Annotated in this window: 12 protein-coding genes and 2 pseudogenes; 9 read left to right on the top strand and 5 right to left on the bottom strand. The window is 65.1% G+C overall.

Features of this window, described 5'->3' with window-relative positions:
* Positions 1 to 11: 11 nt before the first annotated feature.
* Entirely contained in the window at positions 12 to 1,895 is a 1,884-nt protein-coding gene (locus tag IIB36_09130) for a PQQ-binding-like beta-propeller repeat protein (GenBank protein ID MCH7531904.1), read from the bottom strand.
* 214 nt (positions 1,896 to 2,109) lie between these two features.
* Here IIB36_09130 and IIB36_09135 point away from each other — a divergent pair, with 214 nt between their 5' ends.
* Positions 2,110 to 3,168, top strand: a complete 1,059-nt coding sequence (locus IIB36_09135; protein ID MCH7531905.1) for a hypothetical protein — start codon at positions 2,110 to 2,112, stop codon at positions 3,166 to 3,168.
* Positions 3,169 to 3,752: 584 nt separating this feature from the next.
* Here the strand turns inward: IIB36_09135 and IIB36_09140 are convergent.
* Positions 3,753 to 4,304 (bottom strand): peptidylprolyl isomerase, encoded by a 552-nt coding sequence (locus tag IIB36_09140; protein MCH7531906.1) that lies wholly within the window; start codon positions 4,302 to 4,304, stop codon positions 3,753 to 3,755.
* A gap of 519 nt (positions 4,305 to 4,823) precedes the next feature.
* On the opposite strand from IIB36_09140, the gene IIB36_09145 reads away from it, so the two are divergent.
* From IIB36_09145 to IIB36_09160, 4 genes and pseudogenes are all read left to right on the top strand, one after another.
* Entirely contained in the window at positions 4,824 to 5,417 is a 594-nt protein-coding gene (locus IIB36_09145) for an amidohydrolase family protein (GenBank protein ID MCH7531907.1), read from the top strand.
* A 119-nt stretch (positions 5,418 to 5,536) separates the two neighbouring features.
* Positions 5,537 to 6,610, top strand: coding sequence for an erythromycin esterase family protein (locus IIB36_09150; protein ID MCH7531908.1), 1,074 nt, complete (start codon positions 5,537 to 5,539; stop codon positions 6,608 to 6,610).
* Positions 6,607 to 6,894 (top strand): erythromycin esterase family protein, encoded by a 288-nt coding sequence (locus tag IIB36_09155; protein MCH7531909.1) that lies wholly within the window; start codon positions 6,607 to 6,609, stop codon positions 6,892 to 6,894. Before IIB36_09150 ends, IIB36_09155 begins: the two co-directional genes overlap by 4 nt.
* Positions 6,895 to 7,065: pseudogene (locus tag IIB36_09160) on the top strand (transposase zinc-binding domain-containing protein). It begins immediately after the preceding gene.
* A 448-nt stretch (positions 7,066 to 7,513) separates the two neighbouring features.
* On the opposite strand, the gene IIB36_09165 reads toward IIB36_09160, so the two are convergent.
* Both IIB36_09165 and IIB36_09170 read right to left on the bottom strand, forming a co-directional pair.
* Positions 7,514 to 9,061: a CDGSH iron-sulfur domain-containing protein gene (locus tag IIB36_09165; protein ID MCH7531910.1), complete on the bottom strand. Its 1,548-nt coding sequence runs from the start codon at positions 9,059 to 9,061 to the stop codon at positions 7,514 to 7,516.
* The gene (locus IIB36_09170; protein MCH7531911.1) at positions 9,058 to 9,570 is read right to left on the bottom strand and encodes a MarR family transcriptional regulator; all 513 of its coding nucleotides are present in this window, start codon (positions 9,568 to 9,570) and stop codon (positions 9,058 to 9,060) included. Before IIB36_09170 ends, IIB36_09165 begins: the two co-directional genes overlap by 4 nt.
* A gap of 1,097 nt (positions 9,571 to 10,667) precedes the next feature.
* Here IIB36_09170 and IIB36_09175 point away from each other — a divergent pair.
* From IIB36_09175 to tnpB, 3 genes and pseudogenes are all read left to right on the top strand, one after another.
* A pseudogene (locus IIB36_09175) lies at positions 10,668 to 11,134 on the top strand (hypothetical protein).
* 131 nt (positions 11,135 to 11,265) lie between these two features.
* Entirely contained in the window at positions 11,266 to 11,622 is a 357-nt protein-coding gene (locus tag IIB36_09180; GenBank protein MCH7531912.1) for a hypothetical protein, read from the top strand.
* Positions 11,622 to 12,077, top strand: coding sequence for an IS66 family insertion sequence element accessory protein TnpB (gene tnpB, locus IIB36_09185; protein ID MCH7531913.1), 456 nt, complete (start codon positions 11,622 to 11,624; stop codon positions 12,075 to 12,077). Before IIB36_09180 ends, tnpB begins: the two co-directional genes overlap by 1 nt.
* Here the strand turns inward: tnpB and IIB36_09190 are convergent.
* Entirely contained in the window at positions 12,011 to 12,430 is a 420-nt protein-coding gene (locus tag IIB36_09190) for a hypothetical protein (GenBank protein ID MCH7531914.1), read from the bottom strand. The genes tnpB and IIB36_09190 overlap by 67 nt on opposite strands.
* A 68-nt stretch (positions 12,431 to 12,498) precedes the next feature.
* On the opposite strand from IIB36_09190, the gene IIB36_09195 reads away from it, so the two are divergent.
* Positions 12,499 to 14,142: an IS66 family transposase gene (locus IIB36_09195; GenBank protein ID MCH7531915.1), complete on the top strand. Its 1,644-nt coding sequence runs from the start codon at positions 12,499 to 12,501 to the stop codon at positions 14,140 to 14,142.
* Positions 14,143 to 14,397: the final 255 nt, after the last annotated feature.

Raw genomic sequence — 14,397 nt, forward strand, 5'->3', positions numbered from 1 at the left:
GAACGGAGCCGTCAGCAGCCTCCTGGCCCACAAACGCTGAACGCCAGCAACAGATTCCCAGGCATCTGACCGAAAGAACCGTAGCCGCTGTTGACGATGACGAGACCGTTGGCGACGACGGGTCCAGGGCCGTCGATAGCGCCACCGTGCCCGGGCACGCCGTTCACGGTCTCGAACTCCCTCGCCGTATCGACGTCCCAGAGCACGCGCCCGTCTTCCGTGGAGTGGGCCCTGAGGTGCCCGTCGAGGCCACCAGCGAACACCACGCCTGGGATCACGGTCGGAGCCGCGGAGTTGGCGGCGAAGCATCCCCTGCGTCCCTCGCAGATCTCGGCCGCAGAGGGCACACTCCACACTACGTCACCCGTCATCAGGTCGATCGCGAACAGGCCGGGCGTCAGAGCCCGCTCGGGGTTGACGTCCACGACCACCGCCGCGCGGTCCGCGTTGGCCGCATAGGCGAGTCTGCCGTCCGTAGCCATGCCCCAGTGAATACCGCCGAGGGCGCTTCCCTTGCCCACGCGGGTCGACCAGAGAACCTCACCACCCGCGTCCGGATCGAGCGCCCAGACGACGCCCGATTTTTGGCCGGCTACCAATATGTCCTTGCCGTCCTCACGCGTGACGAGCATCGGCGCCATCCCGAAGTCGAGGTCGGGGCCGGGTGGAGCCGGGCAATTCTCGCGGTTCCGGAAGCCTGTGCATGCCATGTTGAACGCGTCGGACTCGGTGGCCTGGAACGACCACGCGAGCTCACCTGTCTCGATGTCCACGGCCACGATGGCGTCGCTCGAGGCGGTGGTGGGCCGGGTGTAATTCTCCCCCGTGCCTATGTACACCAGTCCCCGCTCGACATCGATGGTGGGGCTCGACCACACCGGCGCTCCGGAGGGCGCCCACAGTTGGGTACCGGCGGAATTCAGGCCCGCCTCCTCGGGGTATCCGGGGATTACGCGGTGATACCACAGCACGTCGCCCGTGCTCGCGTCGAGCGCCGCGATGGCCCCCGACGCGGTGCAGCACTCGTATTCGGGGTCTCCGGCGGTGGCGACCTCCATCGTCGAGATCGGGACGAAGAGGCGTCCATCGTGGAGGGCGGGACTTCCCGTGTTGCTCGCCACCGCGTGCCACCCGACCCGCGTCTTCCAGACGAGGGAGCCCTCGGCGAGGTCGAGCGCGTAAGCGTTTGTGCGGTAGTCTACGAAGTAGGCGAGCGACCGGTCGTCCGCGTCTACGCCGACGAGAATCGCGCCGCGGACGCCCGCGTCGGCCTCGAAGGTCCAACGAACGCACCCGCTGGCTGTCTCGATGGCGTAGACGTTTCCAAACTGGTCACCGACCAGGAGGACGTCGCCCACCACCGTCGCCTTGGTGCGCGCCGCGGTGGCATCGGGGAAGGCGAACGCCCAACGAAGCTCGAGGCTCGGGACATCGGAGGCGCTCAGACCCGCTCGCTCGGTCGGCTGGAACCCAGTTCCCGCGAGGTTGCCGCCCCACCCCATCCACGACACCGCGCTCACTTCCAACGGGGCAGGCCCAGCGTTTGAGCAGAATGCGGACTCGGGCAGCAGCTCCGTCGAGTAGGCCCTGCCGGCGAGATACTCCGCAAGCATGATCCGCTGCCCCGAAGTGAGCTGGTCGCCCTCGGCGCGCATTATACCGGTCTCCAGCGCCGAGACGATCGCTCGCGGCGACAGGGACCGCAGGGAGAAGAGCCCCGGCACACGCTCGCTTCCGGACTCGTCGTGGCACTCGGCGCACCATCGCGTGAAGAGGGCGACGCCGTCGGAGCCCGTGGCCTGCGAGGTGTCAGCCTGGGCGGCGGCTTCCAGAGCCGCGCCGCCGATCAACAGGGCCGTGACCGCCAGCGTATCCAGGAAACGGGGACCGCGCATTCTGGATCTCCTCTTGAGGATACTGGCTCGATGAGGTCACCGCGTCAGCCGAAACAGGCCCCTTCGGGCTCCGACCACAGTAGAGCGAATCGGTGCCCGCCGCACTAGCCCCCCGATCCACGGTTTCGAGTGCGTCAAATTGGCCGACGCGTTACAATGTTGGCGAGCCTCTGTTGCACACTTTCGTCAAAACCCGATCTGGTGAGGAGGGGCGATGAGCTTCCGGTATTCGACTCCGCTCTTGGCGCTCTGTGTTGTCATCACGCCCCTCGTGGTTGCCGCGCCCGCGACGGCCCAGTCCGCGGACGCCGGCCGGTGGGTCATGCCCCGAACGGCCGATGGCCACCCGGACCTGCAGGGGAACTGGACCAACGCGACGATGACGCCGATCCAGCGCCCGCGCGACCAAGGTCCGATTCTCGCCGCCGGGACGGCTGCCGAGCGGGAACAAGCGAAAGCCGATCGCATCATAGAGCGCGCCAAGCCCAGCGACCCGAACCGTAAAGCGCCGCCGGTCGGAGGTGACGGTTCGACCGGAGCTGCCGGTGGCGTGGGTGGTTACAACACCTTCTACATCGACTCGGGTGACAACTACGCCGTCTACAACGGGGAGATCCGTAGCTCGCTGATCGTCGACCCGCCGGACGGTCGCTACCCTGAGCGAACCGCCGAGGCGCGGGAGAGGCGGGAGGAGCGGGCGCGGTTGCGCAGAGCGGGGGGCACCGGCCAGTACGACAACCCCGAGAACCGTCCGCTCGCCGAACGGTGCCTCATGTCCTTCGGGTCGAACATGGGTCCGCCGATGCTGCCCAACTACTTCTACAACAACAACTACACGATCGTGCAGACGGCCGACCACATCGCGATCATGACGGAGATGGTGCATGATACGCGCATCATCCGGATCGGCGAGCCCAAACCCCTCCCGGCGCACATACGTCCCTGGTTCGGAGACTCGTGGGGCCAGTGGCATGGCGACACGCTCGTGGTGGAGACCACGAACTTCCATCCCACGCAACGGGCGCAGACTGGCGTCTATGCTGGCGCCTCCGAGCAGCTCAAGGTGACGGAGCGCTTCACGCGCGTCGACGAGAATACGATCAACTACGAGTTCACGATCGACGACCCCGGGACGTTTACGCAGCCGTTCAGCGGGGAAGTGCCGTTCAAGAGGCTGCCCGGGATGGTGTACGAGTACGCCTGCCACGAGGGCAACTACGCTCTCTACAACGTGTTGAGCGGGGCACGCGCGCAGGAGCGCGGGAACAACTAACTGTAGGGAGAGGCTCCGCGCCGCACCGGATTTCACCGCACCGGATTTCCGCGGACTCTGACGCCACCACTGCAGAACCGGCGCGGACCTGAGTGTTGCGTCAGCGAGACGAAGCGTCGGCGGCGACTTCTGCGGAATCTGTGGTCGAGTGCAGGTGGTGCACGGGCGGCTCCTGGACGGACGGTTCGTGGGCGGGCGATCTCCGCGGAAACTGCGCTTGCTAGCTGCTAGCGCTCGTGGTGGCCGTCTTTGTCATTGTTCACGTGTTCGGGGGCGGGGTTGGGTGATCACCCATTCGATCGCCGAGAGTGGCCGGGCGGGCAACACTCGGTAACGCCTGACTCAAGCACGACCCTCGGATACGCCGTGGCTGGTAGGCGTGTAGGTTGTATGGGGAGCAACGGGCATTGCTCGAGAGCGGAGTGCAGCGGACGGAGTCCGATCTCAAACCGCTAGCGCTAGCCGAAGAGACAGGCGTCCCGCATGTTTTCCGGCGACTGTCGCACACCTGGCTCGTCGTTCTGATTCGCGACGCCCACCCGTGCGGCATGATCACTGATTAGGCGGATGGCGACGGTCTACAGCTAGCCCTCCTCGATCATGGCCCGGACCACCGAGTCCAGCTCCGGGAAGTCGCTGGTGAGGTATTGGCTTCCCTCCGTCTGGATCCGGTTTTGGTCTGGTCCGTTTCCGCTGGGCGCTCCTTCGCCGTACCCTGAGTAGAGTTGGTTCACGATGTCCATCCCCTCGACCACCCGTCCGAAAGGCGCGAAGCCCATCCCGTCGAGGTTGGTGTTGTCCGCGAGGTTGATGAAGAGCTGGGTCGTGCGTGAGTTCGGCTGCCCGGTCATCGCAAAGGTGACCGCCGCGCGCAAGTTGCTCTTCGTCACGGGATCGTCGGTGATCCGCGCCTGCCGCCACCTCGCTGACACCGCGGGGTCGCCGTGGATCCCGAACTGCGCCATGAAGCCGTCGATGACCCGGAAGAAGTGCACGCCTTCGAAGAAGCCGTTGGTGACGAGATTGTAGAACCGGTCCGCGCCGCGGGGAGCCCATTCCCTTTGCACCTCAATGACGAAGTCCCCCTTGCTCGTCTCGAAGCGCGCACGGAAGACCTCGGGCGCCGTCTGGTTCATGGCGTCCGAGGCAGGGCTCATGAGCGGGCTGGTGTCGTCCAGCGGGGCGGCGTCCTCACTCCGGCCGCAGGCGGCGACCAGGAGGAGCAGGAAAAGCACACAAGCGTTCCGGATCTTCCAGATGGGCATACTCGCACCTCGGATGAGCGGTCTGTTCGATCGAAGGGGACGGTAAGAAAGACGAGCGCTAGGTGCAATGACCTTTTCTGCTGCGCGACACATCTGGCTGCTTAGCTGCTGCTCCAGCGCGGTAGCGGACGTCATGCCCCCATGATGCTATCCGTTACGTCAAAGGGCTCTTGTCCTGCTTACCCTTTGAAGAGGATGGGAGCTGAGTCGTGTAGGGTTTGCGTCGGAAATCCTGCCGCGCTGATCGAACGGAGACCACCGTGAGACAACCCGTCATGCTTAGGCTGGTCACCGCGCTACCTGTCAGTGTGCCTCGGCTGTGCGCGCTTGGCCTCCCCGGAAGCTGATCTCGTTATCACTCACGCTCGCCTGATCGACGGAACGGGAGCCGTGATCGAGGACGCTTCTATCCTTATCTCTGGAGACCGTATTCAGTCTGTGGCCCAGGGGGACGTCAAGATCAAAGGGGTCAGGGAGATCGATGCGACGGGCAAGACGGTTCTCCCGGGCCTAACCGATGTGCACGTGCATCTGCTGTTCGCCCCCTCGGAAATCAACGACAGCACGCTGGCCTATCATGTGGCGAAGCTGCCGAACACGCTCGCGCTCTTCCTCGCCCATGGTGTGACGACGATCAAATCCACCGGCGACCCTGTAGAGGCGATCGTGGGCGTACGAGATCGCATCAGACGGGGCGAGCTTCTTGGCCCCCGTCTGTTCGTCACCGGTCCCGTACTGACGGCTCCCGAGGGACACCCGGCCGGGACATCGTTGCGAAATGACCCGTGGGGTCGCGCTCACATTGCCATCGAACTGGAGACGGAAGAGGAAGCGCGTGAGGCCGTCCGTGAGTTGGCGCGGAAGGGCGTGGATGCGATCAAGTTGGCGTTTCAGGGTTCAATGACCCGGGACGCAGAGAGATTCCTTTTACGCAAGCTGTTACCTACTCAGCGTTCCCCCCGCAACCGTCATACGTATATCTAGATATTGATCATACGTACGGCACCGGATGCTCTTGAGTGACACGGCTGGAACCTCCGTCACGTAGCTGCCTATCACCTGAGTGGGTTCGGGTACGGGCGTCTAGAGTGGGGGAGGGCCACATGTCACGCCATCGGTTGCTCGTCGTCGTCGGGCTCACCGCGGCCACCGCCTGCGGGTCCGAGCCCATCACGCTGCCGATCGACCCAGAGCCGGTCGAGGTCCCCGCCGCCGCCACGGCCTGGCTGCAGGCGAACGCGATTCCGTTCGGCGGTACTTTCCTCGACGCGCCGCACACCGACATCGAGCCTTTACGGGAGATCGTCGGCGACGCCCGCGTGGTCAGCTTGGGCGAGAACACGCACGGGACTCGTGACTTCTTCGAGATGAAGGCTCGCGTGCTCCGCTTCCTGGTGGAGGAGATGGGGTTCGACGCCTTCGCGATCGAGGCGAGCTGGCCGGAGTCGAACCGCCTCGACCAGTACGTGCGCACAGGAGAGGGAGATCCCGCGGTGCTGCTCAGCGGACTCTACTTCTGGACGTGGCGAACCGAGTCGGTGCTCGAGATGATCGAATGGATGCGGGCCCACAACGCGGCCGGCGGAAACGTGGGCTTCTACGGCTTCGACATGCAGTATCCCGGCATGGCCATCTGGAATTTACGCAACTACATCGACGACGTGGATCCGGATCGCTCATACGAGGTCGCGGAGCACGTCCGGTGCCTGCAGTCGCTCGCCAACAACGCCCAAGGAGAGTTTCTCTTTGGCCGACTCGGGGACATGGAGTTCCTCTACCGCGAGTCGTGCCTGGCCACCCTGGACACGCTGGAGGCCGATTTCCTCCAGCGGGAGTCGGAGTACGTGACGGCGTCCTCCCAGACCGCGTTCGACATCGCTGCGCGGAGCCTACGGGTAGCGCTCCAGTTGGTTGAGATCTGGGTGGGGCGTCATTCGCGCGATCAAGTGATGGCGGACAATGCCGCCTGGATCACGAGCCAGCTCGGAAGCGATGGCAAGATCGTGCTGTGGGCGCACAACTTCCACGTGTCCACAAATCCCGTGGCGATGGGGGCTGATCTCCGTAGGGTTTTCGGGGACGACATGGTCGTCATCGGATTCTCGCACACCGAAGGCGATTTCACGGCCGCGACGCAGTCTGGTCGGCCTCTACTGGCCTCGCGGTGCACAGTTTGAGATCACGCAGAGATCTTTCGTACGAGCACTACTTCTCCTCAGCCGGCATGCCGAGTTTCATCCTCGATCTCCGGGCACCGGACCTCGTTTCGGGGGACAGAGCCTGGCTGGCTGGCCCACGCGAGGCCCGCGGTATCGGGTGCTGCTACGATCCGGGCATGCCCTCGCGGTACTGGTCCTCGCAGCGCCTCCCGGAGCTCTACGACGCGATCATACATATCGAGCGCACGCGCGCCACGACCGTTCTGCCGGCCACTCTCCCGACGGACTTTTCGGGGAACTGAAGCAAGTGTGAGGACTGCGGCCACGAACGGCTCCTCCCATACTCGTGCAAGGGCCGTGGCACATGTCCCTCATGCAACACACGGCGCATGACCGAGGTCGCCGCCCACGTCACCGATCACGTGCTGCCTCACCTTCCGGTCCGCCCGTGGGTGCTGAGCCTTCCGAAGCGGCATGGATAGGTAGTTCTATGGCCCTAATGGGTCTGAAAGGACTAGGTCGGGACGAGCGAGGTGACGAGGCGCGCGGAGGGCCGGAGTAGGGAGGCGGACGGTAAGCGCGAGCTTGATCGTTTAGCGCTGGCGTGAGACCTCATGTCGGCCGGTCTGGTCCTCCCCTTCAGGTTATCGCGACCCGTCAAAGGGCTTTTGTTTCGGCTATCCCGCCAAATCGTGGGCAGCGGGAACGGCACGGTCGCGTTTCCGGGGCGGATCGAGGCTGACGACGCGGAGTCGGCTCGACAACCTCACCCGCCTCCAGGTACCCGGTTCTTACTACGTGGGCTGGGTCCGCGTCACGGTCACTCCAGGCGCTGCGGAGCCGTTTCCGTTCGAGCTCCGAGTGGTCCCGCACTGGAAGTACTGGTAGCGTCAGGCCTTTGCTCCAAGGCGCTCCTCGCCGTCACTCGCGATCCGATCGGTATCCCGAGAATTCGATTCCCGTCATGCGGGCGAGATCGTAGTGCCAGGTGGCGATGTCGTTGCGATTGAAGCCAGCGAGCGAATCGTGTCCGCAGGCGCGGGCGAGGACCTTCATCAGCTCGACCGCGCTCTCGAAAAAGCGGGCGAGCCGCTCAGCGCCGACGTCGATGTCGAGACGCTTGCGCAACTCCGGATTCTGAGTGGCGACGCCGGAGGGGCATAGGTTGGTGTTACAGATCCGTGCCGCGACGCAACCGATAGCCTGAATCGCCGAATTCGCGAGCGCGATACCGTCGGCCCCGAGTGCCATCGCCTTCACGAAGTCCGGTGGCATCCGGAGACCGCCCGTCGCGATCAGCGTGACCCGACCGCTCGCGCCGCGCCTGTCGAGGATGTGTCGAGCGCGCGCAACCGCCGGGATGCTCGGCACGGATATGTGGTCGCGGAACAGCAGGGGCGCCGCACCGGTCCCTCCGCCCCGACCATCCAGAATGATGTAGTCCGCGCCAGCGTCGAGCGCGAAGTCGATGTCCTGTTCGATGTGGTTCGCGCTCAGCTTGTAGCCGATGGGGATGCCGCCGGTGATCTCGCGGACATGGTCGCCGAAACGCTTGAAGTCGTCGACCGAGTGGAGGTCGGTAAAGGTCGCGGGAGAGATCGCCGGTGTACCGGGTTCGAGTCCTCGAACCTCGGAGATCTTGCCGACGTTCTTGGCGGCGGGCAGGTGACCACCGGTCCCGGTCTTGGCCCCCTGACCGCCCTTGAAGTGGAAAGCCTGCACGCGTTCGAGCAGAGCTTCGTCGTAGCCGAACTTGGCCGACGCGAGCTCGTAGAAGTAGCGCGAGTTCGACTGTTGTTCCTCGGGCAGCATGCCGCCCTCTCCCGAACAGATGCCAGTGCCGGCCAGCTCGGCGCCTCGGCTCAGCGCGATCTTCGCTTCTTCGGACAACGCCCCGAAACTCATGTCCGAGACGAACAGCGGGATGTCGAGCTTCAGCGGCTTGTCGGCCTCGGGGCCGATGACGAGCTCGGTGGCGACCTCGACGTGGTCGAGGAGGGGCTTGCTCGCCAGTTGAGCGACGATGATCTGGATCTGATCCCAGTGGGGCAGGTCCTTCCGCGGCACGCCCATCGCTCCCATGGGACCGTGGTGACCCATCTTCGACAGTCCGTCGCGGGCGAGCTCGTGAATCAACTCCACGGTCGGCTCTTCAGCCGTCGCCTTGGGTTCGGGGGCCGCGTCGGCCGCGGCGCGCTCGAGTGAGAGCTCCTGTCCAACCTGGTCCGCGGTTACTCGAGCGTGCGTGCCATCACAATAGGGAGCGTTGCCCGTCTGCTTGCATCGGCAGAGGTTGAAAGTGCCATCGGCCTCGGCCGTGAACTGGAGCGGTGTAGTATCGGTAGTGACGTGCGAGCCGTCACAGAACGGCTGTCCCTTCGACCGACCACACCGGCAGAAGTGGTATTCCTTTCCACTCTCGAGCTCGACACTCTTGGGGCTGTTTGCTGCGACGATCGGCATACTCATCGGTCGTTTTCTCCTACCTGGTTCATTACTGAATCCCGAGCCGGGCCCTGACGCGCTTCTTCCAGCAAGCGCAACAGGCGTTTCAGCTTGGGTTCGGAGAGGTGCTGGAACTGAGCGGTATGAACCGCCTGCATCGGCGCGTCCAACGCCGCCAGGAGTTCAAGACCGGATGGCGAGATCTGGGAGATGATCACGCGCCGATCGCTCTCTGAGCGGTTGCGATGGACCAGCCCCTTCCCCTCGAGTCCGTCGAGCAGCCGGGTCATGTCCGAGTCCCGAGTCACCATGCGGTCCACAATTTCCCGGCAGCACAAGCCCGAGTCTCCGGCCCCACGCAGAATGCGCAACACGTTGTACTGCGAGTGCGAGAGCCCCGAATCGCGAAGGAGGCCGTTCGGCCCCGCGGACAAAGCCTCGGCGGTCCGCAAGAGGTTCAGGAACACCTCGGCCTCCACCGACGGGAAGCCCTTCGTCTGCTGAATCTCGTCTAGCAGCGTCTTGCGTTTCATACCGGTGGCAGAATGGTCCTCGCAAGGATAGTTGTCAAGAGGACCAAATTGGGAAGACCTGCCGGGTTCCTGACTACCACCGCGGGCGACATGATCGGAAGTGCGTTCCTCCTGTGGGGAGCGTCGATTTGGAGGGGAACGATGGGTTTCTGGGCGGGGATGGGACTCGAGGTCCGGGCGATCACGCGAGGACTGCGCGCGTCGCCGAGTTTTACGATCACGGTGATCGCCGTCATCGCGACGACCGTGGCGGTGAATGCGTCGTTGTTCAGCTACATCCGGGGGACGCTGCTCGATCCTCCTCCTTACCAAAATCCGGAGGACATCGTAATCGCGTGGGGGAGCAACCCCACATCCGCTCCCAATACACCGAAAACGCGGAAGCCTGGAGTGCTTTTTACCAGGGCTGGACCTTCCTCGAGTCCGCCCCTGTTACTGCAGACTACTCGGAAGCCAGGCTGTTCAGAGCCGAGGAATGCTTCGAGCGTGTCCTCGACCTGGACTCCCTTTATGCGCCCGCGTTGGCCGGCATATCCTTGACGTACGGCTACCTCTACTACTCGGGCAGCGACCTGAGCCCCGAGCGCCTGGCCAAAGCCGAGAAGCTTGCTATCAAGGCCCCGGAAATCGATTACCGGCTTCCAGAGGCACGCATAGCCCTGGGTCAGGTGCGTGCGAACGACCGGGACCACATTAGGCCTGCGAGCCATGTTCCCGCCACCGGACTCTACTCACCGTCCGGGATGCACCCCACTTCGCGGCGTACACGAGTCAGCTTTCGATCAGGACCGCCCCTTCGGCCCACCGCACCAAACTGTGGGCCCGTCTAGCGAGGAGTGAGCGAGAGAGCCGTGCTACCATCCGGTGCGGGATGGGCAAGACGATAGATGATGTGCTCGCCTCCAGACGCACCGTCCCGGTAGCCTCGGGGCCGTTCTAGGGCGAAGAGGGAGGACGGGCACAGTAACGCAAGAGTCGTTCGAGCCCAGCACGGGCCTCTGTGAGGCAAGTCTCGAGGTGGTGCTGGACCAGCGGATAGAGCGGCGTCTGAGTGTGACGGCGCCGGCGCTAGACTCGAGTTCCTCGAGCGGCTCGCTCTGCTCATTCACCCGCCACGCATTCACCGTCACCGCTATCACGGTGTGGCGTGGGCAAACCGGAGACCTTCGACTTTATGGGCCTCACCCACATCTGTGGCACGACGCGGGCGGGAGACTATCTCCTCGTCCGTCACACGTCGCGGAAGCGGATGGCGGCCAAATTGCGATGGGTCCGAGACGAGCTCACGCGTCGTCGCCACCTCTCCATCAAGAAGCAGGGTCTCTGGTTGCAGCGCGTGGTGGGAGGCTACTTCAACTACCATGCAATGCCGACCAACATCGAGGCCCTCGGCGGCCTGGGCGAGGAACGTCTCGAGGTGGTGCTGGACCACCGGATAGAATGGCGTGGTGGTAGGCCGGCGCAGTCGGTAGACGTGCCGGGCCTTGGCCCAGTCGCGTGTACGGCTCGTCCCGAAACTTCTCCAAAGCCAAGCGCAGGAACTTGGGAGAGGAATCTACGATGACGATCCCTACTTCCTTCGAGCCGAGCCGGTCCAGCAACGTAAGCGTCCGGTGAACCCATGTTTCGCGGATAGAGAGACAGGGCGATCCTCCCCCGGTCCGGAGTGGCATGCAAGGCTGGAAGGAGGCGGAGATGTCGGGATCGAAGGACGGATCGGTGAAGCGAGTGGCGGCACGGCGGTACTGGCGTGAGGCGGACGCCCGGGTGGTGGTCGAGGCGTGGCGAGGAAGCGGGGAGGGTCTAGGAGAGTTCGCTCGTCGTTACGGGTTCGAGCCCCGCCGTCTGGGGCGGTGGGCCGAGCGGCTTGAGCGGCCGCCGGAGCCCGTGCGCATGCATCCAGTGCGGGTGGTGGGGCGCGAAGATGGCGGACGGCTGAGCGATGCGCGGCTCGAGATCGTGCTGGACGAGGGGTGCAGCGTGCGGGTACCGCCGGGCTTCGCAGCAGAGGACCTGGAGCGGGTGCTCAGCGTGCTGGCGGTGGGTGCGTGATGCTGTTGCTGCCCTCGGCGGTGCGCATCTACGTGGCGTCGGAGCCGGTGGACCTGCGTCGCGGCTTCGACGGCCTAGCGGCGACGACGCGGAGCGTGATAGGCGCGGACCCACTGAGCGGGCACGTGTTCGTGTTTATCAACCGACGACGCAACCGCGTGAAGCTGTTGGTGTGGGACCGCACGGGCTACGTGCTGCTGTACAAGCGTCTGGAACGTGGCACGTTCGAGCTACCGACGAAGCCTGAGGCAGGGCGTCGTCACGTGGAGGTGGACGCGGGCGAGCTGGGGCTGATGCTTGAGGGTCTCGATCTCAGGGGTGCGCGGCGTCGCCCGCGCTGGTACCGGCTACCGGGACGTAGCGCGGAGCCGGTGGCGCTGCCATCCACTCAGGACCGTGCGCGCGCGGGTGGCCTGGACGCGCCGTCTTCGCGGGGTTCGCGTTCGGGCGCCTGACGCTCGAGGCTTCTCACAATGGCGTCGGCCTCGGCTGAGAGCTCGAACAGATTCTGGACGACCTCCTCGAAGCGTTGGGCGTTGTCCATCCACTCGCGGTACCGACCCAGCTGATCCTCGCTGAGCACGCGCGTCACGGTCTTGCCCTTGACCTTGGCGCTCCACTGCCAGTAGGGGCCGTGCAAGCGTGGCGGCTCGGCGTGGCAGTGGCAGCCCGGTGAGCTGCACCGCTTGAAGCGGTGCACGAGACTTCCCTTGAGCATGAACCCGACGTCTGCGAGCTGCTGAGAGCGGCGCTCGAGACGGGCACGTAGGCGGGCGAGTTCACGTTCGAGTTTGCGCGTCGCGGGCATCGGTCCGGTCCTGGCGTTTGAGTGAAGGGGGCTTGCGCCATAGCTGGCATTGTACTATACTGCCAGCTATGGCCGACCACAACCCCTCACGGTACGACGTCGCAAGCGGAAGCGCCGCCGGGCCACCAGCCCTGGCCGAGGCGCGGCAGACGGCGAGGGCGATGCGGGCCGAGGGCCGTGCGGACGAAGCGTTCGAGTTCTTGCTCAGTGCGCTGGCGGCGGTGCTCAAGACGAGCCGCGAGCTCGAGCTGCTGGTGGCGCGGCTGCGGCGCGCGGGCCGGCGCTCGGAACGGTTGGACCCGGAGCAACTGGCGCTGCTCTTCGAGGAGTTGATCGAGCAACTCGGGCCCGAGTCCGAGGCGCTGGACCCGGAGGCGGAAGCGAAGGAAGACGCTGAGCTTGGGCGCGAACTCGAGCAGGCCGAGAAGGCGCGTGGCTCCGAGCCGCGCAAGCCGAGCCGAGGCTGGCGCACGCGAGACGTGCAGCGTGAAGTACACACCGTCCGGGTGGCGCCCGAGGCGCGCACGTGTGAGCGCTGCGGCAAGGAGAAGCGCAAGATCGGCGAGGACGTGAGCCGCCTGCTCGAGTACGTGCCTGGCCACTTCGTCGAGCACGAGTATCATCGAGAGAAGTGGGCGTGTGGGACCTGCAAGCGGGGCGTCACGACCGCGCCGGCTCCCACGAAGCTGATCGAGCGCGGCGTGGCGGACGTCTCGTTGCTCGCCCATGTGGTCGTGAGCAAGTACGTCGACCACATGCCGCTGCACCGGCTGCACCGCATCTATGACCGCAGCGGCGCCACGATCCCGGTCTCGACGCTCGCCGACTGGATCGCTGAGGTCGGGAAGCGGGTCGAGCCGCTCGTGGACCGCATCGCGGCGCGGATCCTCACTGACGCGTACGTCGTGCACACTGACGCGACCGGGCTCAGGGTGCTCGATCCCGAGAGCCCGGAGCATGTCCAGCGTGGCACGATCTGGTGCTACGTCGGCGACGACAACGACGTCGTGTTCCGCTACACGCCGACGGGTGAAGGCGAGAGTGGGCCGTGGGCGTTTCTGGCGGGCCGCAGCGGCTATATCCAGGCCGACGCCGCCAGCGTCTTCGACCGGCTCTACAACGGTCAGGTCGCACAGGCCGTCGAGGTCGGCTGCTGGGCTCATTCACGCCGAAAGTTCGTCGCGCTCCAGGACACCGACTGCCGCGTCGCCTATCCGCTTAAGCTGATCGCACGCATGTACCGCGTCGAGCGACTCGCGGACTTGTTGGAACTCTCCCACGAAGAACGGGCCGCTCTGCGTCTGGAGCGTGATCAGCCCACCCTCGACAAGCTCCAGCGCTGGGTACTCATCACGGCGGCCTCCGAGCCCCCGAGCAGCGAGCTGGCCAGGGCTTGCGGTTACATCCTCAACCAGTGGACCGCGCTCACGCGCTTCATCGATGACGGACGCCTGAGCCTCGACAACAACCTGTGCGAGCGCCAGCTACGCGACATCGCCCTCGGTCGGAACGCATACTTGTTCGCTGGCTCCCATGACGCCGCACGCCGAGCCGCCACGATCTACAGCCTCATGCGCTCCTGCGCTCAGTACGGCGTCGGGCCGCTGCCGTACCTCACGCACGTGCTCCGTGAACTTGCCGCCGGCTGCGGCCACGACCGGCTCGACGAACTCCTGCCCGACCGATGGCAGCCATCGCGCGCGCCTCCCTGAAACTGAGCCGGCCCCGCCACCCGACGGCCATCACCACAGCACACCCTCACATCCCTACCTGAGACAGGGCAGCAACCCCCTGTGGGGCTGTTCCCTCCATCCTACTCCTACCCCCATGGGATGACCGGACGCTTACCCTACAGGCCGCCGCCGCTACGCCCTACCCGATCGTGAGGTCAACGAACGTTACCCCCAGGCTGTCGGTTTCCTCAACCAGGGGCAATACGTACATGCGCGGCTTGTGGTTCGCGCTCA

The organism is Gemmatimonadota bacterium, from assembly GCA_022560615.1.
Classification (GTDB): domain Bacteria; phylum Gemmatimonadota; class Gemmatimonadetes; order Longimicrobiales; family Gaopeijiaceae; genus UBA1138.